The 24,296-nt window shown below is 58.6% G+C and carries 24 protein-coding genes; 9 read left to right on the forward strand and 15 right to left on the reverse strand.

Annotation, left to right across the window (positions count from 1 at the left end):
- Positions 1-16 precede the first annotated feature (16 nt).
- Genes ACR0B8_RS09760 through ACR0B8_RS09780 form a run of 5 tightly spaced genes read left to right on the forward strand, consistent with a single transcriptional unit; the run spans position 17 to position 6,732 of the window.
- Complete coding sequence (locus ACR0B8_RS09760; RefSeq protein WP_226688933.1) at positions 17-2,419, forward strand: GcvT family protein; 2,403 nt, start codon at positions 17-19, stop codon at positions 2,417-2,419.
- On the forward strand, positions 2,419-3,972 hold the full coding sequence (locus ACR0B8_RS09765; RefSeq protein WP_170362469.1) for a trimethylamine methyltransferase family protein: 1,554 nt from the start codon (positions 2,419-2,421) through the stop codon (positions 3,970-3,972). The genes ACR0B8_RS09760 and ACR0B8_RS09765 overlap by 1 nt, the downstream gene beginning before the upstream one ends.
- A complete protein-coding gene (locus tag ACR0B8_RS09770) occupies positions 3,973-4,647 on the forward strand; it encodes a TetR/AcrR family transcriptional regulator (protein ID WP_226688934.1) in 675 nt (224 codons plus the stop codon).
- The gene (locus ACR0B8_RS09775; protein ID WP_226688935.1) at positions 4,644-5,948 is read left to right on the forward strand and encodes an NAD(P)/FAD-dependent oxidoreductase; all 1,305 of its coding nucleotides are present in this window, start codon (positions 4,644-4,646) and stop codon (positions 5,946-5,948) included. Before ACR0B8_RS09770 ends, ACR0B8_RS09775 begins: the two co-directional genes overlap by 4 nt.
- Positions 5,949-6,000: 52 nt before the next feature.
- Positions 6,001-6,732: a hypothetical protein gene (locus ACR0B8_RS09780; protein ID WP_226688936.1), complete on the forward strand. Its 732-nt coding sequence runs from the start codon at positions 6,001-6,003 to the stop codon at positions 6,730-6,732.
- A gap of 13 nt (positions 6,733-6,745) precedes the next feature.
- Here the strand turns inward: ACR0B8_RS09780 and ACR0B8_RS09785 are convergent, their stop codons facing one another.
- Positions 6,746-7,105, reverse strand: a complete 360-nt coding sequence (locus tag ACR0B8_RS09785) for a DUF3307 domain-containing protein (RefSeq protein WP_413247483.1) — start codon at positions 7,103-7,105, stop codon at positions 6,746-6,748.
- 244 nt (positions 7,106-7,349) lie between these two features.
- On the opposite strand from ACR0B8_RS09785, the gene ACR0B8_RS09790 reads away from it, so the two are divergent.
- Positions 7,350-10,346 (forward strand): ABC transporter transmembrane domain-containing protein, encoded by a 2,997-nt coding sequence (locus tag ACR0B8_RS09790; protein ID WP_226688973.1) that lies wholly within the window; start codon positions 7,350-7,352, stop codon positions 10,344-10,346.
- Here the strand turns inward: ACR0B8_RS09790 and ACR0B8_RS09795 are convergent.
- From ACR0B8_RS09795 to ACR0B8_RS09835, 9 genes are all read right to left on the reverse strand, one after another.
- The gene (locus ACR0B8_RS09795) at positions 10,343-10,630 is read right to left on the reverse strand and encodes an ArsR/SmtB family transcription factor (protein WP_170351829.1); all 288 of its coding nucleotides are present in this window, start codon (positions 10,628-10,630) and stop codon (positions 10,343-10,345) included. The two genes, ACR0B8_RS09790 and ACR0B8_RS09795, sit on opposite strands and share 4 nt — an antisense overlap.
- A gap of 113 nt (positions 10,631-10,743) precedes the next feature.
- Positions 10,744-11,976 (reverse strand): mandelate racemase/muconate lactonizing enzyme family protein, encoded by a 1,233-nt coding sequence (locus ACR0B8_RS09800; RefSeq protein ID WP_170362464.1) that lies wholly within the window; start codon positions 11,974-11,976, stop codon positions 10,744-10,746.
- Positions 11,977-12,000: 24 nt separating this feature from the next.
- The gene (locus ACR0B8_RS09805) at positions 12,001-13,095 is read right to left on the reverse strand and encodes a Zn-dependent alcohol dehydrogenase (protein WP_170362463.1); all 1,095 of its coding nucleotides are present in this window, start codon (positions 13,093-13,095) and stop codon (positions 12,001-12,003) included.
- Positions 13,096-13,176: 81 nt separating this feature from the next.
- On the reverse strand, positions 13,177-14,376 hold the full coding sequence (locus tag ACR0B8_RS09810) for a TCR/Tet family MFS transporter (protein ID WP_170362462.1): 1,200 nt from the start codon (positions 14,374-14,376) through the stop codon (positions 13,177-13,179).
- 71 nt (positions 14,377-14,447) lie between these two features.
- Positions 14,448-15,170, reverse strand: a complete 723-nt coding sequence (locus ACR0B8_RS09815) for an alpha/beta fold hydrolase (protein ID WP_170362461.1) — start codon at positions 15,168-15,170, stop codon at positions 14,448-14,450.
- Between the two features lie 12 nt (positions 15,171-15,182).
- Positions 15,183-15,971, reverse strand: coding sequence for a 3-oxoadipate enol-lactonase (gene pcaD, locus ACR0B8_RS09820; RefSeq protein WP_170362460.1), 789 nt, complete (start codon positions 15,969-15,971; stop codon positions 15,183-15,185).
- A gap of 59 nt (positions 15,972-16,030) precedes the next feature.
- A complete protein-coding gene (locus ACR0B8_RS09825; RefSeq protein ID WP_170362459.1) occupies positions 16,031-17,005 on the reverse strand; it encodes a threonine ammonia-lyase in 975 nt (324 codons plus the stop codon).
- Positions 17,002-17,829: an alpha/beta fold hydrolase gene (locus ACR0B8_RS09830; RefSeq protein ID WP_170362458.1), complete on the reverse strand. Its 828-nt coding sequence runs from the start codon at positions 17,827-17,829 to the stop codon at positions 17,002-17,004. Before ACR0B8_RS09830 ends, ACR0B8_RS09825 begins: the two co-directional genes overlap by 4 nt.
- Positions 17,829-18,515 (reverse strand): haloacid dehalogenase type II, encoded by a 687-nt coding sequence (locus tag ACR0B8_RS09835; protein ID WP_170362457.1) that lies wholly within the window; start codon positions 18,513-18,515, stop codon positions 17,829-17,831. Before ACR0B8_RS09835 ends, ACR0B8_RS09830 begins: the two co-directional genes overlap by 1 nt.
- Before the next feature lie 127 nt (positions 18,516-18,642).
- Between ACR0B8_RS09835 and ACR0B8_RS09840 the strand changes: the two genes are divergently transcribed.
- Complete coding sequence (locus ACR0B8_RS09840) at positions 18,643-19,071, forward strand: FKBP-type peptidyl-prolyl cis-trans isomerase (protein ID WP_170351781.1); 429 nt, start codon at positions 18,643-18,645, stop codon at positions 19,069-19,071.
- Between the two features lie 23 nt (positions 19,072-19,094).
- Here the strand turns inward: ACR0B8_RS09840 and ACR0B8_RS09845 are convergent, their stop codons facing one another.
- The 4 genes from ACR0B8_RS09845 to fabA are packed head-to-tail and all read right to left on the reverse strand — an operon-like array spanning position 19,095 to position 21,907.
- Positions 19,095-19,280 carry a hypothetical protein gene (locus tag ACR0B8_RS09845; RefSeq protein ID WP_170351780.1) on the reverse strand — a complete coding sequence of 62 codons (186 nt, stop codon included), beginning with the start codon at positions 19,278-19,280 and terminating at the stop codon, positions 19,095-19,097.
- Between the two features lie 59 nt (positions 19,281-19,339).
- Positions 19,340-20,131, reverse strand: a complete 792-nt coding sequence (locus ACR0B8_RS09850) for an enoyl-ACP reductase FabI (RefSeq protein WP_170362456.1) — start codon at positions 20,129-20,131, stop codon at positions 19,340-19,342.
- Positions 20,132-20,136: 5 nt separating this feature from the next.
- Entirely contained in the window at positions 20,137-21,366 is a 1,230-nt protein-coding gene (gene fabB / locus ACR0B8_RS09855) for a beta-ketoacyl-ACP synthase I (protein ID WP_170351778.1), read from the reverse strand.
- A 31-nt stretch (positions 21,367-21,397) separates the two neighbouring features.
- Entirely contained in the window at positions 21,398-21,907 is a 510-nt protein-coding gene (gene fabA / locus ACR0B8_RS09860; protein WP_058283235.1) for a bifunctional 3-hydroxydecanoyl-ACP dehydratase/trans-2-decenoyl-ACP isomerase, read from the reverse strand.
- A 188-nt stretch (positions 21,908-22,095) separates the two neighbouring features.
- Between fabA and irrA the strand changes: the two genes are divergently transcribed.
- Positions 22,096-22,512 carry an iron response transcriptional regulator IrrA gene (gene irrA, locus ACR0B8_RS09865; protein WP_170351777.1) on the forward strand — a complete coding sequence of 139 codons (417 nt, stop codon included), beginning with the start codon at positions 22,096-22,098 and terminating at the stop codon, positions 22,510-22,512.
- Positions 22,513-22,514: 2 nt separating this feature from the next.
- On the opposite strand, the gene ACR0B8_RS09870 is transcribed toward irrA, so the two are convergent.
- The gene (locus ACR0B8_RS09870; RefSeq protein ID WP_170362455.1) at positions 22,515-23,405 is read right to left on the reverse strand and encodes a LysR family transcriptional regulator; all 891 of its coding nucleotides are present in this window, start codon (positions 23,403-23,405) and stop codon (positions 22,515-22,517) included.
- Between the two features lie 87 nt (positions 23,406-23,492).
- Between ACR0B8_RS09870 and ACR0B8_RS09875 the strand changes: the two genes are divergently transcribed.
- Positions 23,493-24,290, forward strand: coding sequence for a phytanoyl-CoA dioxygenase family protein (locus ACR0B8_RS09875; RefSeq protein ID WP_170362454.1), 798 nt, complete (start codon positions 23,493-23,495; stop codon positions 24,288-24,290).
- Positions 24,291-24,296 lie beyond the last annotated feature (6 nt).

Below are 24,296 nucleotides of genomic sequence, written 5' to 3' on the forward strand. Positions count from 1 at the left end.
ATGTTGGGAGGGCAGGATGAAATCTCAGTACCGTGTTGTGGTTATCGGGGGCGGCGTTGTGGGCGCCTCGGTTCTGTATCACCTGGCCAAGTTCGGCTGGTCGGATGTGGTGATGCTGGAACGGCGGCGGTTGGCATCGGGATCTTCCTGGCACGCTGCCGGAGGGGTTCATGCGTTGAACGCTGACCCAAATATGGCCTCGCTGCAGGCGTATACCATCGATCTGCTTAGTGAGATTGAAAAGGAATCGGGTCAGAATATCGGTATGCACATGACCGGTGGCCTGACGTTGGCTGGAACGCCCGAACGGTGGGAGTGGTTGCAGGCGAACTACCGTATTTTTCAGTCTATCGGCATTGAGGATTGCGAGTTGCTGTCTCCGGAAGAGGCGCAGCGCCGTTGCCCGATCATGTCCACCGACGGCGTGCTGGGTGCAATGTGGGCGGACCGCGAGGGCTATATCGACACGACCGGCACGGTGCAGGCTTATGCAACGGCGGCCAGAAAACGTGGTGCCGAGTATTACGAGGAAACCAAGGTTGAGGAGCTGATCCAAACCGCGGATGGTTGGAAGGTGGTGACCGACAAGGGCACGATCACTTGCGAACATGTGGTCAATGCGGCTGGGCTTTGGGCCAAACAGGTGGGCCGCATGGCTGGCATCGAACTGCCGGTCTCGCCGCTGAAACACCACTATCTGATTACCGACACGGTGCCCGAAGTGGCGCAGGCGGATTTCGAGATGCCGATGACCGTCGACCTCGAAGGCTTCACCTATATGCGGCAGGACCAGAAGGGCGTCCTTGTTGGTATCTACGAGATTGATCACGAACACTGGGCCATGGACGGCGCACCGTGGAATTACGGCGAAGAGCTGTTCCAAGAACAGCTGGATCGGATTGAAAACGAACTGACGCTGGGCTTTGAGCGATACCCCTCGATTCAGAACGTGGGGATCAAGACATGGGTAAACGGGGCGTTTACTTTCTCGCCAGATGGTAACCCGCTGGTCGGACCCGTTCCGGGCAAGCGCGGTTATTGGTCGGCCTGCGCGGTGATGGCCGGGTTCTTGCAGGGCGGCGGCGTTGGCAAAACATTGGCCGAGTGGATGATCCATGGCGAGCCTGAGGCGGATGCATGGCCGATGGACGTGGCGCGGTATGGTGATTTCGCGCAGAACAAACGCTATATCCGCGAAACCACCGGGCAGTTCTATTCCCGCCGTTTCGTAATGACCTACCCGAATGAGCAACTGCCCGCGGGCCGTCCGCTGAAGATGGCGCCCGCCCATGACGCAATGACAGAGGCCGGCTGCAAATGGGGTGTTAGCTGGGATCTGGAAGTGCCGCTGTATTTCGCGCCGAAAGGGTTTGAGGAAACACCGACGCTCAAACGATCAAACGCTCACGACATCGTGGCCGAGGAATGCAAGGTGATCCGCGAAGGCGTCGGCCTGTTGGATATCTCGGGCTTTTCGCGGTTCGAGGTCAGCGGCCCCAATGCTGAGGTTTGGCTCGATAAGGTCATGGCATCGAAACTCCCCGCGCCGGGCCGTGCCAAATTGGCCCCGATGCTGGGCGAGGACGGGCGGCTCAAAGGGGATCTGACCGTTCTTAACTGGGGCGACGACACCTGGTGGATCATGGGCAGCTATTATCTGCGCGCCTGGCACATGCGCTGGTTCGACGATCACATGATCGACGGCGTCAATATCCGTGATCTGGGTGAAGAGTATTGTGGTTTCGCTGTGGTAGGGCCGAAATCGCAGGCAGTGGTCGAGAAACTGGCGGAACAGGATATCTCGGGTCTTGGGTTCATGGGCTGCGATGAATTTGATATCGGCCTCGTTCGCGCCCGCGTCGCGCGTATGTCGGTGACAGGCGAAAAAGGCTATGAGATCAACTGCCGCTATGGCGATCATATTGCGCTGCGCCGGATGCTGCTTGAGGCCGGGGCGGATGAAGGTATTCGCGAATGCGGCTTCAACGCGATGCTGTCGACGCGGCTGGAAAAAAGCTTTGGTATCTGGTCGGCGGAGTTCACCCAGGCCTACACGCCGGGGATGACAGGAATGGATCGCTGGATCGACTGGGATAAGGATTTCGTCGGCAAAGACGCCGCATTGGCCGAGCGTGACGGAAACGGCCCGGCGCAAGTGCAAGTAACGCTGGAAATAGACGCGCTGGACGCTGACGCCAGCGGGTACGAGCCGATCTGGTCGGGCGAAGACCGAGTGGGTTTCGTAACTTCGGGCGGCTATGGGCACTATACCGGAAAATCTCTGGCTATGGCTCTGGTCGAACGTGACAAGGCCGAACCGGGTACCGAGTTGACGGTTCATGTGGTTGGTGTTGAACGCCCCGCGTGTGTGATCGCAACGTCCCCATACGATCCGAACGGTAAGGCGATGAGGGGCTGATGGTGATCTCGCAAACATCCGAGCGCGGCAGGCGGCGTCGTGGACGCGGTGCAGACGCCGTGCCTGTGCCAAGTCGCGATGTAAATTACCGCCAGCTGCGCAACCCGTTCCCGGTGATGGAGGTGTTCCCGGCGGATCAGATCGCCGATATGCACGAAACCGCCCTGCGGACGCTTCAGGAGCTGGGGATTAAGGTTCTGCTGCCTGAGGCGCGCCGAATATTCGACAAGGCAGGCGCACGGGTAGAGGAAGACAGTGAAATGGTCTTCATCGGTCGAGAGATCGTTGAGGCCGCCATAACGTCAGCCCCCAAGTCCATCAATTGCCGTGCTGGCGCGCGCCGTCGTGATTTCAGGCTGGAACTGGGCAGTCTTGTGTTTCAACCAGGGGCAGGGGCTCCGAATGCCACCGATCTGGAAAAGGGTCGTCGCCCCGCGACGGGGCAGGACTATCTGGATTTTTTGAAACTTACGCACCACTTTGATGTGTTCCAGATGATTTCGCCGCAGGTCGAACCACAGGACGTGCCGACCCACCTGCGCCACTATTTCACCACGCAGGCGCAGATGGAGCTGACTGACAAGTTCCCGTTCTTCTACTCTCGCGGAACGCCGCAGGTGATGGATTGTTTTGAGATGCTGACCACTGCGCGTGGCCTGCCGGACGATGAATTCCGCGCCACCCCGCACAGCTATACGATCATCAATACCAACAGTCCGCGGACGTTGGATATCCCTATGGCGCAAGGTCTAATCGACTTTGCCCGCCACGGACAGATGTCGATTGTCACGCCGTTCACGCTAATGGGGGCGATGGCACCCATTACTGTGGCCGGGGCGATTACGCTGTCTCATGCCGAGGCTTTGGCAGCGGTTACCCTGACCCAGCTAACCAATCCCGGCGCGCCGGTGTGTTATGGGACCTTCACCAGCAACGTGGACATGAAATCGGGGGCTCCAGCGTTTGGGACGCCTTCGCATTTCCAGGCGTCTCTGGCGGCGGGGCAGTTGGCGCGGCACCTGGGCCTTCCGTGGCGGTCCGCCGCCGGGTCGGCTTCGAATGTAAACGACGTTCAGGCCGCGAATGAAAATCAGTTTGGCCTTTGGGGGTGTCTGATGGCCGGGGCCACGGTGATCATCCATTCGGCCGGGTGGCTTGAGGGTGGATTGACGGTCTCGTTCGAAAAGATGATCTGTGACGCCGAAGTGCTGAATATGGTGGCCGAGCTGTGTGCTGGCGCACAAGCGGGCACGGCCGAGATCGGTTATGACACCGCCCTGCGTGAGGTTGAACCCAGCGGGCATTTCTTTGCCTCCAGCCAGACGATGGAGCGCTACAATACCGAATTCTACGAGCCCCATGTGCATGACTATGCCAATTTCGGCACCTGGACTGAGCGCGGATCAATCGACGCCAATCACCGTGCAACGGACGTTTGGAAGACCATCCTGAACGATTTCAAAGCCCCTGCCGGGGACAGCGACAGGTTGGGTGACTTGCAGGACTTCATCGCACGCCGTACGGCTGAAGGCGGCGCACCGCCGGAGAGTTGAATGAACACAAAACCGATCCTGCATAGGGACGATCCCAAGGCCGAACCGCTGGTCGGCAACATCAAGGTCACGCGCGACGATTGGCTGAACGTGGCGATGGATGTGCTGATCTCGGACGGGGTGGACCAGATCAAGGTTCTGAACCTGGCCGAGCGGATGGCCGTGTCGCGATCATCTTTCTATTGGTATTTCAAGTCCCGGCAGGAATTGCTGGACGCGCTGCTGGCTCGCTGGCAGGCAACCAATACAGCGGCGCTGGTTGCGCAGGCCGAAGCACCCGCCGAAACCATCACCGCCGCCGTCTGCAATGTGCATCGCTGCGTAGTGAACACGGGTCTTTTCGACACTGCGTTGGATTTCGCCGTACGTGACTGGGCGCGTAAGTCGGGCAAGGTGCGACGAGCCCTGGATCAATCGGACGCGCGGCGGCTTGAGGCGTTGCACGCCATGTTTGCGCGGTATGGGTATCCCGAGATCGAGGCCGAAACCCGCGCGCGCGTGTTGTACTACATGCAAATCGGGTACGATCTGGCGCAGTTGAACGAGCCGATGGAAACGCGGCTGTCGCTGGTGTCGCATTACCTTTACGTCTTCACCGGAGTCGAACCCAGGCCCGAAGAAGTCGAAGAATTCAGCGCCTATTCAACGCGCTATTGGGAGGGAGCAACAGAATGATTCAACCAGACGCAATTATCATTGGCACGGGTGTCATCGGCGCGGCCATTGCGTTCGAGATGGCCAAGGCCGGGTGGAAAACTCTGTCGTTGGACCGCAATGCTCAGGTCGGTCACGGCTCGACCGCCGGGTCCTGCGCGATCATTCGGATGCATTATTCGACCTTCGATGGCACGGCCTTTGCGTGGGAAGGCTATCACTATTGGCGCGACTGGGCCGAATATCTGGGCCTGCCAGCAGATGCCAATCTGGCGCAGTTTCGTGAAACCGGATGTCTGGTGATGAAGACCGAAGCCAACGGGATGCTGGAAAAGCACATGAAAAACAGTGCGGATCTGGATTGCCCGTTCGAAGATTGGTCGCCTGAAAAAATCACGGAGCGTCTGCCGGTTTATTCATTGGACAGCTTTACCCCGCCCAAACGCATGGAGGACCCGGAATTTGGCCAGCCGAACGGGCGCAAGATGCAGGGCGGTGTGTTTTGGCCGCAGGCCGGATACGTTACCGACCCGGCCTTGTCGGCGCAGAACCTGATGGATGCCGCCAAACAGCATGGGGCAGAAGTGCGCACCGGGGCTGAAGTGATTGAAATTCTGACGGAAGGTGGTCGCGTGGCCGGGGTCAAACTGGCCTCGGGCGAGGAAATCCGCGCCAAGGTCGTGGTAAATGTCGCTGGACCGGGATCAGCGATTATCAACAAGATGGCTGGCGTATTGGATGACATGACCATCGAAACCCGCCCTCTGCGACAGGAAGTGGTTCACGTCCCCGCGCCTGAGGGATTCGATTTCGAAAATGACGGTACTATTGTGTCGGACAGCGATATCGCGTGTTACTGCCGCCCTGAACATGGCAATCATATCCTCGTGGGTTCAGAAGATCCCGAATGCGATCCGCATCAGTGGTGCGAGGATGACGTGCACTACAATCACGACTTCACCGACCAGTGGACCACACAGGCGATGCGCTATGCCCAGCGGGTGCCCAGCCTTGGCATCCCGTCCAAAACCCGTGGGGTGGTTGATCTGTATGATGCGTCGACCGATTGGATTCCGATCTATGACAAATCCAGCCTGCCGGGGTTTTACATGGCCTGCGGCACCAGTGGAAACCAGTACAAGAACGCGCCGATCGCAGGAAAGATGATGACGGCCCTGATCGACTATTGCGAGGGTGGGGCGGATCACGATGCGCAGCCACTGCAGTTCGAGCTGCCCTATATCAAGCGGATGATCGATGTTGGGTTCTACTCGCGTAAACGTCCGATCAACGAAGAAAGCAGTTTTTCGGTTCTGGGCTAGCCTGCCTGCAAAACTGCTCTAGTCTTTCCAGGAACCGTTTGTGGGGTCCTGGATGACTGAACCATCGAACCGAGTTCTGATACTGGGCAGCGCGCCCGGCGCCTTGGCCGCGCAAGGCTGGGCGCGCGATCCCTTTACCCATATTGTCGCGATCAATAACGCCTGGCGCATCCGGCCAGATTGGGACATGCTGATCCACCCCGAAGATTTCCCGATAACAAACCATCCAACTGGACTTGCCCCGCATCAGCGGATCATCACGGCGCAGGACTATGTACCGGCGCAAAATGGGTTTGGTGGGTTTGTCTACGCTGGCGGAACGATGGCGTTTACCGCGGGCTATTGGGCCTTGGCGGCGCTAAGGCCTGCGGTGCTGGCCTTTTTCGGCTGTGACATGATCTACCCGGATACCGGGAAGACGCATTTCTACGGAACCGGTCAGGCTGATCCTTTGCGTAAAGATATCACTCTGCGGTCGCTCGAGGCTAAATCGGCGCGCCTGGCGCTGTTTGGTGCAGATCAGGGATGCCAGGTCGTCAGGCTGTCAAAAGGGGAGAGCCGCCTGCTGTTTCCGTCCGTCGAGATCGGTGATCTTGTAAGAGACGACTTACCCGAAACCGACGCGATGCAGACCATTGTCCAGTCGGAAAATGAGCTGGGGTATCACGTGCCCTCGGGGCGGTATTGGGAAGTTGCGGACAGGTTCGACACTAGCAAGCTTGATGCGTTGGACCAGCAATGGCTGGCAGCCTATCGCGCGTCAGCCCTGATAGATTTCGCCTGAAACGGCCAACAGATCAGGTGGCGAATTTCGCCCAGGCCCAGACCATCGCGATATAGGTCAGGTTGTGCATCAACTGGTCCAGACCCGCAGCGCGCCAAAAAGCAGCCTGTGTTGGCATCAGTTTTTTCTTGTCAGAATAACTGGCTTTGGCAAAATCGATGTTGAAATGTATGAACCATTCCAGGGCGGCAATTATAAGAATAAAAGCCCAAGGCGCACCGAACAGCACAAAGACAATAACGGATCCGATAACATGTACACCGGCATGTTGCGCGCGACCCCAGTGAAGATACTCACCACGACCCGATAGCATTTTGGGTGTCTGAAGGTAGAAATCCGCGAACATATGTTTGATCTGCAACAAGCAGAGCATCAACAACACTGCGCCCAAGCTGGCGGTCAAATTGTTTCTCCCGATATCGTCCTAAAGCGAACTCTAGGGGCTAAACTGGTGCGGCGCAAATAAACTGGATCACACATGGCGAATTTATGTGCAAACTGGAAACTATTTGCGTCAGTGGTCACGAATGCTGTAAATTCAGCGTGTTGGATGCGCCGCAATTTCTTTCAGATCGGATCGGTGATTCAAAACAGGGGCAGGATCCATAGAACGTTCGATTTTCCGGTTTATTTGGAAGTACTCAAAACGCGATCAGCTAATTCTGCTGGCCGTGACGTCAACGCTGTTCCCGCTGCTGTATCTGACACTGGAATTGCCCAAGCGCATTATCAACGATGCCATTGGTGCAGCCAGCCCGATTGTGGATGTTCTGGGGTATCAGGTGCCGCAAACCACATTCCTGATTATTCTGTGCGGCGCGTTCTTACTGGCGGTACTGGCGCATGGCCTGATGAAGATGCGCATCAACACCATGAAGGGTGTGCTGAGCGAACGGATGCTGCGCCGGTTCCGCTATCAACTGATCAACCGCGCCCTGCGTTTCCCCCAACCGTATTTCGAGCGGGTCAGCCAGGGCGAAATGGTGTCGATGATCACCGCCGAAAGCGAACCTATGGGTGGGCTTATGGGCGATGCGATCAGCCAGCCGGTTCTGCAGGCGGGACAGATGATCACGATCCTGTCGTTCCTGTTCCTGCAAAGCGTCTGGTTCGGGCTGGCCGCTGTGGCCTTGATACCGCTGCAGGCGTGGCTGATTCCCAAGCTGCAGCGTCAGATCAACTTACTGAACAAGAAACGCATTCAGGAAGTTCGCGTGCTGGCCGCGCAGATTGGAGAGAATGCGGCCGGGGCTTCGACCTTGCGTGCCAATGGCGGCTGGCGTTATCGCCGGGCGATGATCTCAGAACAGTTGGGACGGCTGTTCGGCATCCGGTTCGAGATCTACCAGAAAAAATTCTTTATGAAGTTCATCAACAACTTCATCTCGCAGCTGACGCCGTTCATGTTCTATTTGATTGGCGGCCTTCTGGTGTTGCAGGGCTCGGTCTCATTGGGGGCGCTGGTGGCGGCGTTGGCGGCGTACAAGGACCTGAGTTCGCCGTGGAAAGAGCTGCTGACCTACTACAACCAGACGCAAGACATGTCGCTGCGCTGGGACGTGGTGATCGAACGTTTTGCCCCGCCAGGAATGCCCGATGAAAAGCTGTTCGAAGGCGAGCCCGAAACGCGACCACATCTGAATGGGGATATCGCGCTGGATCGGGTCTCGGTTCGGGATATGGATGGCAATCAGGTTTTGGATGATCTGAACCTTACCTTTAAGGGCGGACAAACTGTTGGGATTGCGGCCCCCAGCGAAGAGGACCGGCGCGCCGTTGCTGAGTTGCTGACGCGGGAAATCCTGCCCAGCGCGGGTCGGGTCGAGATTGGTGGCGAAAACCTGTCGAACCTGCATCAGAGTGTGGTGGCTGCGCGCATCGGTTACGCTTCGTCACGCCCAGTTATGTTTCAAGGGACCTTGGGTGACAATGTGATGATGCCGATGCGTCAGAGGCCGCTGACAACGCAGTCCGACGACCCTGATTTTGCTGAGACACAGCGGGCAGGCAACAGCGCCGATCCGTATGATGCCGAGTGGCTTGACCCGTCTCAGGCCGGGTTGGACAGCCCCGATGCGCTGCGCGATTGGTGGTTGCACCTGATCGATGGCATGGGGTCGGGGGCGGCTTTGTTCCAGCGTGGATCAGAGCAAGTGTTTGATCCGATTGAACACCCGGAATTGGCCAGCAAACTGGTCGAGCTGCGCCCCTTGGTCCAGCAGGCGGTGCAAAAGGCTGGGCTGGAACAACAAGCTTTGGTGTTTGATCGCGACACCTACAACCCGGCCTTGCCGGTGGTGGAAAACCTGCTGTTCGCCACGCCGCGTGTGCCGGTCACGCAGGAATTGCTGGCGCGTCAAACCGTCTTTTTGGGACAACTGCGCGAGTTGGGGTTGGACGAAACACTGGTTGGTCTGACCCGCGATGTGATCGAGATGCTGCGTCAGATCTTTGGTCTGGACGGCACCGACCACCCGCTGTTCCGCAAGCTGGGACTTGAGGCGCAAACCTATGAGGCCGCGCTGGAACTGGTCGAGCGGACCAGGAATGAGGGCGTATCCGGTCTGGATGACGAACAACTGGCCAATCTGCTGGCGGTGCCATTCGTGATTTCGGCGGAACAGATTGGGCCTGCCTTTACCGATGAGTTAAAGAACCGAATCCTCGAACTACGTCACAGCCATTCCGAGAAATTGCTGGGGCGGTTGCATGACGTTTTCGTCTCGCTGGACAAAACGGCATTTGCGCCGGGTCTGACCGTTATGGAAAACGCCCTGTTCGGCAAAGTCAGTCAGATCGGGGGCGGTCGTTCGGACGAGGCGCGTAAGCTGATTGTCGATGTGCTGGACGAAAACGGCGCGCGCCCGCTGGTGGTCGAACTGATTTATGACGTCCCGGTCGCAATCGGTGGTCAGAACTTGCCCGCCGTTTTTGCCGAACCACTGGCCTTTACCCGCGCGACGATCAAAAAGCCGGACATCCTGATCCTGGAAAACGCGCTTGCCAGCTATGACATGGCGACACAAGTTGCTGTTTACAAAAACCTGCGTCAGTTGCTGCCCGACACGACAGTCATCTATCTGAACGACCAGTTCGAAAATCCGGATGTATTCGACATGTTTGTCGAAATCCGGCAAGGTCGTGTGGTCTCGGACGGAGGGTATGATGCCGTGGAAGAGGATAGCGCCGCCTCAGCCGATCTGGCGCGCAAGCTGCGCGCATTGGAACAGACGCCGCTGTTTTCCGGTCTTGACCGCAGGCAGTTGCGCCTGCTGGCCTTTGGTGCGCGCTGGTTCGATGCCAAGCCGGGCGAGGTTGTGTTTCTGAAAGATGACCAACCCACCGATGGGGCCTATGTGGTGCTTGAAGGCGAGGCCGGGCTGTACCTGCCGCAGATGGAAGGCCCGGATCAACTGATCACAAAAGTGGGGCCGGGGGCACTGGTGGGGGAACTGGGGCTGATCCGCAAGGAGCCCCGCGCCCTGAGCATGATTGCCGAGACGGAACTGTCCTGCTTGCGGATCGGGGAAGAGGAATTCCTGGCGGTGGTCGAAAACGATGCCGCTACCGCATTCAAGCTGATGCAGGTGATCGCTGGGTACGTTTCGAACTAGATCTTGGGCTTACAGAACAATTCGTAAAGCAGCCCGATGACCTGCGCGGTGTTGCCGTCCTGCAGCGAGTAATAGATGGTCTTGCCGTCTCTTCGCGTGGACACCAGCCGTTCCTGCCGCAACCGGGCCAGCATCTGGCTGACGGCGGCCTGCCGGATTTGCAGCAGGTCCTCTAACTCACCCACTGATTTTTCGCCGTCGCCCAGATGGCACAGGATCATGAGCCGGCCTTCATGGGCCAGTGTTTTCAGAAACGCCGCAGCCCGCGCGGCGCTTTCTTTCATGTCCGCGGGGTTTTCAGAATGTGCGCCTTCGGTGTCTTGGGCTTTGGGGGTCACACGCAGCCTGTTTGTTCGCAATAGGGTTGGACCAATATGCCCTGAAACCGGTTTGGTTGTCACCCCTCGGTCGCTGGCGCACCCCCTTGAAAGGCGTTGCCGTTGACATAGTCGCAAGGTTCTTCCTGCATTTGCAAATGTAGCCCGTCGCCGGTGTAGGGATGCGCACGGGCCAGGTCCTCGTCCACCTCGATCCCAAGGCCGGGTGTGGTTGGGGCGGTCACGAAACCATCATCGACACGCAAAGTGCCTTTGATCAGCTGATCGTGGAAAGGCGTTTCGATGGTCTCCAGCAGCAACAGATTTGGGATCGACGCGGCCAGATGGATATTTGCGGCCCACTCGATTGGTCCGGCATATAGATGCGGTGCCATTTGGGCATTGAACACCTCGGCCATGGCGGCGACCTTCTTCATCTCCCATATGCCACCAGCGCGGCCAAGGGCGGGTTGCAGGATTTCGGCAGCCCCGGCACGCAGTACCGCGCCGAATTCGGCCTTGGTGGTCATACGTTCTCCGGTCGCGACAGGGATGCGGACGTTGCGGGCGACGCGGGCCATATCCTCGATCATGTCGGGGGGGGTGGGTTCTTCGAACCACAGCAGAGAGTAGGGTTCCAGCGCCTGACCCAACCGGATTGCGCCTGCGGTATTGAACTGGCCATGGGTGCCGAACAGCAGGTCGGCCCTGTCCCCCACGGCCTCGCGGATCGCTTTGCAGAACGCGACCGACATTGAGATATCGGACATCGCAGGCATATGCCCGCCGCGGATCGTGTAAGGGCCTGCCGGGTCGAATTTCACCGCGGTGAATCCCCGCCGTACCATCTCGGCCGCGCACTCACCGGCCTGATCGGGTGAAGTCCAGAAATCGGACAGATCATGTTGCGGCAGGGGGTAAAGGTAGGTGTAGGCCCGGATGCGCTGGTTCATCACCCCACCCAGTAAGGCATAGACCGGGCGGTTACGATCCTTGCCCAGAATGTCCCAACAGGCAATTTCAAGCCCCGAAAACGCGCCCATGACAGTCAGATCGGGACGCTGAGTAAAGCCGCTGGAATAAGCACGGCGGAACATCAACTCGATATTTTCCGGGTTTTCGCCCAGCATATGCCGTTCGAACACGTCCCGGATCACGTGCTGCATCGCGTCGGGACCGACGGATGAAGCATAACATTCCCCCCAGCCGGTGATCCCGGTATCTGTCGTCACTTTGACTAAAATCCAGTACCGTCCACCCCAGCCCGGCGCAGGTGGGGCGGTAACGATGATGTCGAGGTCCTGCAGTTTCATCCGGTGTCCTCCCCTTGGATGGCGTCAGCCCCTGTCGAACAGGATCACGTTGCGCTTGGCGGATCCGGTTTTGGTGTCTTCGATTGCCTCGTTGATCTGATCCAGGGACCACCGGCCCGAGATCAGCTCGTCCAGTTTCAGCCTCCCCTGTTTATACAGGTCGATCATCCACGGGATATCGCGCTGAATGACCACGTCGCCCATTTTCGAACCCACCATGCCCTGACCCAGCGCGGCCAGAACCACTGGTTCATAGCTGGACATATCGCCCGAATGCGGCATGCCGATCATGATCGCCCGGCCGCCCCGACCCAAATAACGCGGGGCCTGATCATAGGCCGGAATTGCACCGACGGTGATCAGAACCGCATCCGCGCCGCGCCCACCCAGTGCCTTGAAGGCGGCTTTCCACGGTTGATCCTGACTGGCCAGCACGCCATGCGTCGCGCCAAATTCCATGGCGATGTCCAGCTTTTCCTCGGTCATGTCGACGGCCACAATCCGACGGGCCCCAGCGATACGGGCCCCCTGAATGGCGTTTAACCCGACACCACCCGCGCCGATGACCACCACGTCCTGACCAGGGCGTAGCTTCGCGGCATTCACCGCCGCACCGACCCCGGTGATCACGCCGCAGGACAGGAGGCTGGCCACGTCTTTCGGCATCTCAGCAGGAAGTTTCACGATTTGCCGGTGGCTGACGACAACCTTTTCGGCAAAGGCACCGCAAGCCATCGCCTGATCTAAGGGACCACCGTCCACTGTCTGCAACGGTCCTTTGACGGTGTCATAGGGCGTTTCGCAGATAGTTGGCTGCCCGCCTGCGCAAGACGGGCAGGACCCGCAGGCGCGGATTAGGGTAACAACTACTGGGTCGCCAACCTTGAAACCCCCGGCCTCGTCGCCAATCGCGGTGATCACTCCAGCGGCTTCGTGGCCATAGACGGCAGGCAAATGCCCACCCCATGCCCCGCTAGCAAAGGTGATATCGGAATGGCAGATCGCCACGGCCTCAAGTGTCACTTCGACCTCGCCCGCGCCCGGCGGTGCCAGCAAGACGTCTTCGATGACCAGAGGTTCGTCAAACGCCCGGCAGACGGCGGCTTTGATGGTTTGCATGTGGTCCCTCACTCCCTTTTGATCACGGTGGCGCGGGAAACTGCATGTCGCAAGACGGAAACCGTCATCCAGGCGTCGTTGTTACGCCACGACAGGGCGCGATCGCAAAAATAAGGCAAATCCGACGACCATCAGAACCAGGGCCAGCAGGAATGGTGCGCCGGGCAGGTAGATTGCCGCGTCAGGTTTGGCAAAATGAGCGAACACGCTGGTCATCACCAGTGGCGAAATCACCATCGACAGAGCGTGCAGCGAGGTCAGCACACCCTGCAACTCACCTTGTTGCGAATCCGGGGTTGCGCGGGATGTCAGGGCCTGCAGGGCAGGGGTCACCACCGCACCGACTGCGGTAATCGGGATCAGCATCAGAGCGATGAAGCCATTGGTCAGGAAAGCCAACAGCAGAAAGCTGACCACTTCGAAAGCCATACCGTAGATGATCGTTACCCTCTCACCCAGGTACCGGGTCGCGGGGCGGATCAGGCCACCTTGTACAGCGGCCATGCCGATCCCGTACACGCCCAGTGACAGACCGATCATTTGAGGTGACCAGCCAAAGCGCTCGGTTGTGAAATAGGCCCAGATTGCGGGGTAAACGTAGATGGACACCGAGTAGAGGAAATAGACCCACAGCATCGGGCGGATGCCGGGTAAGGATGCGATGGCACGCAAAGAATTGACCGGATTGGCGCGGCGCAGGCTGAAGGCCCGGCGGGTTTTGTCGGTCACCGTTTCCGGCATGACCAGAAGGCCCGCCAGAAAAGTCAACGCGGACAAGGCGGCTGCCGCCCAAAAAGGCGCGCGGGTTCCGTATTCGCTCAGTAACCCACCGATAACTGGGCCCAGCACAAACCCCACCCCGAAGGCGGCACCCAGCAGGCCAAAATTCGCCGCCTTTTCGTGCGGTTTCGAGACATCCGCCATGAACGCCGCCGCCGTGGCATGGGTGGCCGCGGTGATGCCACCCACGATGCGCCCGACCAACAGCAACCAGATGCTGCCGGCAATCGCCATCACCACATAGTCCAGCGACATGACGAACAAGGACACCAACAGCACAGTGCGCCGGCCATAGGCGTCGGATAGGTTGCCCAGAATTGGCCCAAATACGAATTGCATCGCGGCAAAGGCGGTGCTGAGCGCGCCGCCCCAGATCGCTGCGTCGGCCAAAGTGCCGCCCTGAACCTCGATGATCAGCTCTGGCATGATGGGCAACACCAGACCGATGCCCATGGCGTCGATCATCACCGTGCCGAGTACGAAGAGAAAAGGTAGACGCATAGATACCGCTCGCGAGACTCGCCCGGACCCTATCACGCTTCGTTCACCTGTGAAGCACCTGTAACGTCAGGTCATGCCGCCGGTAATTTTTGTTCCAGATCGTCCAGAATTTCGGACAGAAGACGGGGATGAGAGAAGAACGGAGAATGCGAGCTGTTGATTGTTGTTCGCAAATCTTCGGGCGCGACGTGGCTCATTTGTTCTTCGTATTCCCTTGGGATCGTATGGTCGTCCGTCGCGGTGATGTAAGCCTTGGGGACGCACGCGAAATTATCGGCGACGGACAGCGGAGTTTCTTGCGGTGCGATGGGCTGAGGGCACATGCGTGCAAGGGCATAGGGTACGGTTTCAGGTGTGCAATCGTGATAAAACAAATCTTGCACCATGTCTGGCCTGAACGTGTAGGACAGGCAATCGGTGGATTTTTCGACGGCATCAACGACCAGTTGGCGCGGGGCCCTTTTGCGCATCTCTATCATCGAAAGACCGTCTTGCGGAACATATGCGCACAGATAGATCAGGGCCCGCATGGCGTTCGGGGCCGCCTCGGCGGCGGCGCTGATGGGATAGCCGCCCCAGGAATGGCCAACGAGGATCGTTTCCGGAGTCGAGGCCGAGAGAACTGCATCGCGGCAACTGTCCAGCGTGACATCGGCAATCGGTGTCGGGTCCGAGCCGTGGCTGGGCAGGTCAATTGCGCGCGCCGTGTGACCCAGTGCCGTCAGGGCGGGAATGACATCACGCCAGCACCATGCGCCATGACACGATCCATGGATCAACAGAAAATCTGCCAAAACAGTGCTCCTTCAAATATGTCCAATATCGGTCAGAAAATTACGCAGCAGGGCGGCGTATTCCGTCGGTTGTTCAACACAGGGCAGGTGACCGGCCCGGCGCATCAATTCGAATTTCGAGCCAGGGATAAGTTCAACGGTTTCGCGCACCAGATCCGGAGGGGTCGAGCCGTCCTCGCTGCCGGCAATGCCCAGCGTCGGCAGGCGCAAACCGCTGGTGGGGGTGTAGAAATCCGTGCCCGAAATCGCCGCGCAGCAACCCAGATAACCGTCCACGGGCTGTCGCACCATCATGTTGCGCCACAGCAAGTGTTCCGGCTCTGAGCGGAAACTTTTGGAAAACCACCGTTCCATCGTCGCATCGGCCAGCGCTTCGATACCGCCTTGGCGCACCGCATCCATACGGTCCTGCCAGATTGAAGGGATGCCGATCTTGGCGGCGGTGTTCGACAGGACCAGCGCGCGGATTTGATCCATACGCTTTACCGCCAATCCCTGCGCGATCAAACCGCCGATGGACAGGCCGACAAAGACGCAATCGCGAACGTCCAACAGATCCAGCAATGCCTCGGCATCGCGCACCAGCGCGCCCATGGAATACGGGGCAGGCGGTTGTGACGACAGGCCATGCCCGCGCTTGTCATAGCGAATGATCCGTAAACCGGCAGGCAGATGCGGCAGCATTGCGTTCCAAAGGCGCAAGTCGGTTCCTAGCGAGTTGGCAAAAACAATGGGCGCGCCGTTTGGATCACCATCGACGCGATAGTGCAGCTGCACTTCTCCAATATCTGCGACCTGCATGACACAATCCCCTGTCGTCATACTTTAAGGAATCAGGTTGACCCAAACATTGATCAATGTCAGGTCAGGAATTCCAGCGCTTTTCCAAAGACTTCCGGGTCCACATTGCCCCCCGAGGCCACGACGATCACCGCGTCGCCTTCGATTTTTTCCTTGCGGAAAAGGGCAGAAGCCAACGATACCGCGCCGCCCGGTTCTAGCACGATTTTCAAACGCAGAAAGGCCAGAGCCATCGCACGCATGGCTTCCTCTTCAGTGACCGACAAGCCCGGACCACACAAGCGGCTGAGAATTGGAAAGGTAATCTGTCCGGGCTGCGGCGTCAGGATCGCGTCACAGATATTGCCCGCAGTTTCAGCATTGGCCTGAATCTGACCGCTGGCCAATGAGCGTTTGACGTCGTCGAACCCTTCGGGCTCACAGGGGCGGGCGCGCAGACCGGGTGCGTGACCTTCCAACGCCAGAGCGATACCTGAAGTCAGCCCGCCGCCACCGCAGCAGACCAAAACATCGCCTTGCTTAACGCCCATTTCGGCGGCCTGCCGAACAAGCTCCAGCCCGGTGGTGCCCTGACCGGCGATTACCTGCGGTTCATCATAAGGGCGGATCAGGGTCAGGCCGCGTTCGGTGGCCAGGGATTCGCCAATCTCTTCGCGGCTTTCGTTTGCGCGATCATACAGGACAACCTCGCCCCCCAGTGCGCGGGTGTTGTCGATCTTCAACTGGGGCGCGTCCGAGGGCATGATGATCACTGACGAAATGCCGTGCCGTGCTGCCGCCAAAGCCACGCCCTGCGCGTGATTGCCCGAGGAATAGGCGATCACGCCGCGCTGTCGGTCCTGTGCATTCAGCGCCGAGATCGCTGACCACGCGCCACGGAACTTGAAGCTGCCCGTATGTTGCAGACATTCGGGCTTTACCAGCACTCGACGACCGGCCAGGTCATCCAGAAACGGCGAGGTGAGCAGCGGTGTTTCCCGAATGTGACCTCGCAGCCGATCGGCGGCGGCTTCGATCATCTCCAAAGTGCTCATACGGTATCCAATACTTTGCGCATAAGGGCTAAAGACTGCGGTTCGTCCAGAAACGGCACATGGCCGCGATCCGGTATTTCTGCCGAGATAAGATCGGGGTGACGTTTGTGCATCTCGACCAGCGTATCCTTGCCGAGAACATCCGAATTTGCGCCCCGAATGACACCTGTCGGAATATCGCGCAAGGCTTCGAAGAACATCCATAAATCCGGAAATTTGCCGGCAGCGGTTTGTTCCAGTACTGCAGTGCGCAAGGCCGGATCATAGCGCAACGTCAGGCCATCGTCGGTCAGTTCGTATTGGATTTCCGCCTGCTGCCGCCACCGGTCCAGTGAAACCCCGGGGAATTGCTGTTCCATCACCTGCTGTAAGATTTTCGCGGCCTCGTCATAGGTTTTTGAAGTCGGCTGTTTGCCTACATAATCCATGATCTTGGCAATACCTACAGGGTCGATCACAGGGCCGACATCATTCAGAATCACCCCGGACAGCCGTTCGGGATGACTGACGGCCAGCGCCATGGCAATCAACCCACCGCGCGAAGTGCCTAAGACAACCGCACGGTCCAATCTGAGATGATCCAGCAGTTCGATCACATCAAGGGATTCGCGAACGATGTTATAGTTCATGTAGTCCGGGTCATGATCCGATTGCCCGCGCCCCCGGTAATCCATCGTGATCATCCGCACATCGGTGATATGTGGCGCCAGGAACGCGAAATCCTGGCTGTTGCGGGTCAGCCCAGCAAGGCACAGCACCGGAGTACCGGCACCGATGTCATCGAAGAAAAGGCGCCTGTCATCAGACGTGGTGAAAAAAGCCATTAAACTCCGGCCAGTTGAGGGATCGTTGTCAGGTCGGACAGAACATGTGCGGGCGTCCATGGCAAGCGATCCATTGGCTCATCTGCACGATTAACCCAGGCGGTTACGAACCCGTACCCGCTGGCCCCGGCGGCGTCCCACCCGTTCGAGCTGACAAAAAGTACCTCGTTACGGGCACAGTCGAAACGCTGCTGCACCAGATCGTAGACACTGGAATGAGGTTTGAAGACGCCAACACTTTCGACTGACAGCACGTCGTCCAGCACGCCGCCGATTCCTGCCGATTGCACCGCACCATCCAGCATGGGCGGCGACCCGTTGGACAGAATCGCGGTGTTCAGACCGCCCTCTTTCAGGGCGGTCAGCATCTGGGGCACTTCCGGATAGGCCTGCAATTCCCAATACAGGTCCAGCAGACGTTGGCGCAGGGTGGGATCGCCCTCAAGCCCGGTGGCGTCCAACGCCCAGTCCAGCCCGTCTTGCGTGACATCCCAGAAATCGGTATGGGCATCGGTGATCGCGCGCAGCCAAGTGTATTGCAACTGTTTCAGCCGCCAATGATTTGCCAATTCGGGCCATTTCCGTTGCAGCTTCTCGAACCCGGGCTCGGATGCGGCTTGCCGCGCGGCGGCGGCAACGTCGAACAGCGTGCCGTAGGCATCGAATACGCAAGTGGTGATCGGCATCAATTCCCCTCCCTCATTCGCGCGCAGGTTGGCACAAGTGATGCAGGCACAAAAGGGGGGAGGGTTTACAATAGCGCGTTACCCCCTAGGGTTGGCCGCTCAATTTCTTAACGGCCGGAGGCCACCTATGACCGAGATCAAACAAGGCGACACGGTTCGCATCCATTACAAGGGTACTTTGCTGGACGGAAACGTGTTCGACAGTTCCGAAGGGCGCGACCCGCTGGAATTTGTGGTTGGGTCCGGTCAAATCATTCCCGGTCTGGATACGGCCATGCCCGGTCTGACAGCGGGCGAAAAAAAACGAGTCGAGATTGCCTGCGTGGATGCCTATGGCCCGATCAATCCGGCGATGCGGCAGCAGATCCCCCGCGAAGGGATACCAGATGACATCCCGCTTGAGCCCGGCACTCAGCTACAGATGCAGACACCGGATGGGCAAGCGCTGCCTGTGACGGTGGTGGAGGTGGATGACGCAACCGTCACGCTGGACGCCAATCACCCGTTGGCCGGTCAGGATCTGATTTTTGATATCGAGGTTGTTTCAATCAACTGACAACTGTGGGCCAGCGTGTTGGATCAGCCTGAAATCAGGCTGGTCCAGGATGTGAGAGTGGTGCGGACTTCTGCCTGTGTGAAGAACACAAACAGCATCAGCAGCGTGGTCAGGGCCAGCAATGCGATCCGGCCGCGTTGCCCCAGAAAACCCGATTTGCGCCGGGATGCCCGTGTGGTGGTGGCGATGATTTGTTCTGCTTTGCTCATGCCGCTATCACTGCCCGGAAAAGATGGTTAAATCTTGGCGCGGACAGGGAAAGATCAGGTCACATGTGATCGGGTTGTGGCATGCCCAGAACGTGGAAGCCACCGTCCACCCGAATGATCTCGCCCGAGGTGCAAGACCCCGCGTCCGAAGTCAGGTAAACTGCAGTGCCACCGACGGCTTCGAGCGTTGCGTTCGCGCGCATCGGTGCGTTCTGATCGCAGAACTTGTAGGTCTTGCGCGCGCCGCCGATGGCCGCACCTGCCAGCGTTTTCATCGGGCCGGGCGAGATGGCGTTGACGCGGATGCCTTCGGGGCCCAGATCATTGGCCAGATAGCGTGTCGCCGATTCCAGTGCTGCCTTGGCCACGCCCATGACATTGTAGTTCGGCACGACCCGGTTCGAACCCTGATAGGTCAGCGTCAGAAGTGAACCACCATTGTCCTTCATCAACGGGTAAGCGCGTCGCGCAACCTCGATAAACGAATAGGCAGACACATCCATGGAGTGTTTGAAATTCGCCCGCGTGGTGTTCAGAAACCGGCCGGTCAGTTCGGATTTATCCGAATAGGCGATCGCGTGAACTACGAAGTCGATGCTAGGCCAGCGCGCGCCCAGCTCATCGAAAGCACGGTCCAAAGATTCGTCGTCGGTGACATCCGCATCCACCATGAAATCGCTGCCCAGGCCTTGCGCCAATGGCTCCAGCCGCTTACCGAACGCTTCGCCCTGATAGGTGAACGCCAGTTCTGCGCCGGCTTCGTGCATGGCCTTGGCAATGCCCCATGCAATCGAGCGGTCATTTGCCACGCCCATGATCAGGCCGCGTTTGCCCTTGAGAGTATCCGACATCGTATTCACCCGTTATACTTTGACAGAACCATGGACCCGTTGGTGCCACCAAAGCCGAAGCTGTTGGTCATCACGCTGTCCAAGCCTGCGTTTTCAACTACTTGAGTTGCAATTTCACCGGGCAGGATGCCTTCGGCAAGTGTGTCGACATTGATCGACGGAGTAATGAAATCATGGTGCAGCATCAGCAGGCAGAAGACCGCTTCAAGCGCGCCTGCGGCACCCTGTGCGTGGCCCGTCATCGACTTGGTCGATGAAATCGGGGGCACATTGCCTTCGCCAAAGATACGGCGCACGGCCTCAACCTCACCCACGTCGCCGACCGGGGTCGAAGTACCGTGGGCGTTGATGTAGCCGACCTTGCGGCCTTCGGGCAGTGTCGACAGGGCTAGACGCATCGCGCGCTCGCCACCCTCACCAGACGGGGCTACCATGTCGTGGCCGTCCGAGGTCGCGGCATAGCCGGTCACTTCGGCATAAATCTTGGCGCCGCGGGCCAGCGCGTGCTCCAGATCCTCAAGCACGACGATGCCGCCACCGCCCGAGATCACGAACCCGTCGCGATTCTGGTCGAACGCGCGCGAGGCTTTGTCGGGCGAGTCGTTGTATTTCGAGGACATTGCGCCCATCGCGTCGAACAGGCAGGATAGGGTCCAGTCTAGTTCTTCACCGCCGCCGGCGAACATAACGTCCTGTTTGCCCAGCATGATCTGTTCGGCCGCGTTGCCGATGCAATGCAGCGAGGTCGAACAGGCCGATGTGATCGAATAGTTGATGCCCTTGATCTTAAACGCGGTTGCCAAGTTCGCGGAAATCGTCGAGCACATGCATTTCGGAACCGCAAAGGGGCCGATGCGCTTGGTTGCGCCGGTTTTCAGCACCGTCTGATGCGCGGTCAGCATGGCGCTGGTCGACGGGCCGCCCGATCCGGCGACAAGCCCGGTGCGTGGGTTTTGAACCTGATCCTCGGTCAGGCCTGAATCTGCAATTGCCTGGGTCATGGCAATATGGGCATAGGCCGCGCCGGGCCCCATGAAGCGCAGTGTGCGCTTGTCTACATGCTCGGACACATCAATATCCAGCGATCCGGCGATTTGGCTGCGAAAGCCATGTTCGACCATCTGCTCATTGGCCACGATGCCGGATTTACCGGCCTTGAGTGAGGCCAGAACCTCTTCGGCATTGTTCCCGATGGAAGAGACAACCCCCAGACCGGTGACAACTACTCGACGCATGTGCGTGCTCCTTATTTCAAGCTAGTCCGGCTTAGGCTTCGGACAGAACGACTTTCATATCTTTGACGTCGTAAATCATTTCGCCGTCCGCTTCGACGATACCATCTGCCACGCCCATCGTCAGGCGGCGAGTCTGGATCGCTTTCTTGAAATCAATCTTGTAGGTCAGCATTTTACGGTCCGGGCGCACCATGCCGGTCAGTTTGACCTCGCCCACGCCTACGGCCATGCCGCGCCCCTGCCAGCCACGCCAGCCCAGGTTGAAGCCGGTAAGCTGCCACAGACCGTCCAGCCCAAGACAGCCAGGCATGATTGGGTTGCCGGGGAAGTGGCAGTCAAAGAACCACAGGTCCGGGGTAATATCGAATTCGGCCAGCACATGGCCTTTTCCGTGCGCACCGCCATCTTCCGAAATGTCGGTGATGCGGTCCATCATCAGCATCGGCGGAGCAGGTAGCTGCGCGTTACCGGGGCCGAATAACTCGCCACGGGCGCATTTCAGCAGATCGTCTTTGTCAAAGCTGCTCGGGAATTGGGCCATTCTGCCGCCTCTCCTGCCAGGGGTCCGTTTATCTAATCTGGCCTCACCTAGCACCCGTATGCAAGGTCCTGCAAGAGCGGTCGCCCACATCATGTTGTGTTTAGGGCATTCTTTGCGAATGAATTTCATTTGAAATTGCCTAGCCGGAACCCTTATATATAGTTCAGAAAAGAACAGGTATCGGATTCATGACACCTCAGAGCCAAAACATAGCGACTTCCTGGTTGGTTGACGCAGGATTACGCCCGACGCGTCAGCGCGTTGCCTTGGCCGAATTGCTGGTGGGCGACGGCAAACATCGTCATGTCACAGCCGAAAGCCTGTTTGATGCGGCCAAGAAGAACGGCGATGCTGTTTCACTGGCGACCGTGTACAACACCCTGCGCGCGTTTTGCGACGCCGGGGTGCTGCAGGAAATCACGGTGGACGGGTCAAAAAGCTATTTCGACACCAACACCCATGATCACCCCCACTTTTTCTGGGAGGATGAGAGTCGCCTAAGCGATGCGCCCTCGGATCAATTGGTGATTCAGCGCTTGCCCGAAGCACCCGAAGGGGTTGAAATCGCATCGGTCGATGTCGTGATCCGTCTGCGCAAAAAGTAATCTTACGGGTTTAGATCAGATAGGGCCTGCTCGGCGGTCGCAATCTGCGTGTTCGAGGGGCCAGTGCCATGTCGTGCCAGCACCACGGGTTCTGCCGTAAATGGGTCCGAAACGGGCAGGCTTAGCAAGGGCATCCCATCATAACTGGTATGGGCGGGGGGATTGGCATAGCTGATCGCAACCCCTTCGCCATGTGCCGCAAGGCTGCGCTGAATTTCCAACGAGGCCGCGCGATGTGCGACCGTTGGGTTTTCCCCGATCTGGCGAAACAGCCCCAATACATGCTGTGCCGACAACCCTTCCTCTGACAGGATCAGCGGGTAGGCCGCTAGGTCCTGAAGGGAAACGTCGCTGTGTGCGGCCAAGGGATGATCCGGCGCCAGCAGAGCATGCGGCGTGCTTGTGAACAGCGTCTGCTGGGTAAAACCTGCATCCATGCTGAGCCCATAGGTCAGGGCAAGGTCAATCCGCCCGTCAATCAGGCCCGAGATCAGCCCTTCGAAACTGTCTACCCTGTAGGTGATTGCAACGTCCGGCATCTGCACACGTAACTGGCGCAAGGCGCGTGAAAGCAGGAAGGGCGCCAGATCAACAAAACACCCCAGCCGCAACCGGGTCTTACCCACGTCTCTATCAGTGGCATTTTCCAACCGGGCGGCACTGGCCAGCAGCGCCTCGGCCTCATCAATGAAACTGCGGCCCTGTGGTGTCAGCGCCATGGCTGCTCCGCGCCTGCGGGCGAACAGGGGATAACCCAGCTGTTCCTCGACCCGCGTCAATGCGTTGGACAGCGCAGGTTGCGAGACATTCAGGTGCAGTGCGGCGGCGGACAGGCTGCCATGCCGCCCGATGGCGCAGACATATTCATATTGGCGCAGGGAAATATATAACATGAAGTTAAGCCTACCTTTGAAAGATATTACTTGAACAGAGAACTTTGTCATGTGCAGATCACACAACCCTACGGCACGGAGACTGACATGACGCACCCTCTGGTCACGCAAGAGATGATCGACACTTTCCAGCAGGACGGCGTGGTCCTGATCAAGGGGCTTTATACCGGTCACGTCGAAGCGCTGCGCGAAGGCGTTGCCGCGAATATGGCAGAACCCGGCCCGTACGCGTCAGAAAACAAGAAACAGGGCGAGACCGGTCTGTTCTTTGACGATTACTGCAACTGGTCGCGGATTGATCAGTTCCGGGATGTGATCGAAAACTCTCCGGTGGCCGAGGTTGCAGCGGATCTGATGCAGTCCCAAACCGTGCAGATGTTTCACGATCACGTTCTGGTCAAAGAGCCCGGTACCTCAATGGCGACACCGTGGCATCAGGATGGTCCATATTACTTTGTCGAGGGGCAGCAGACCATCAGCTTCTGGTCGCCGCTCGACCCGGTTAAAAAAGCGACGCTGCGCTGCGTGGCGGGGTCACACCGTTGGCAGAAAGAGGTGTTGCCGACCCGCTGGGTATCGGAAGAAGGGTTCTTCCCCGACGAAGGCCAGTACATCCCCGTTCCGGACCCGGATGCCGAGGGCATGAAAGTTGTGGAATTCGAAATGGAGCCGGGTGATGCAGTGGCGTTCAACTATCGCACGCTGCACGGCGCGCGCGGCAACCAATCAGACAGCCGCCGTCGGGCGTTTTCGCTGCGTTTGGTCGGGGATGATGCACGGTATGTGGAGCGTCCAGGCCGGACTTCACCGCCGTACCCTGGCCATGGCATGACGCCCGGTCAACGCCTGCGCGAGGACTGGTTCCCGGTGCTGCTACGACGCTAGAATGGG

The organism is Ruegeria sp. BH6, from assembly GCF_056538105.1.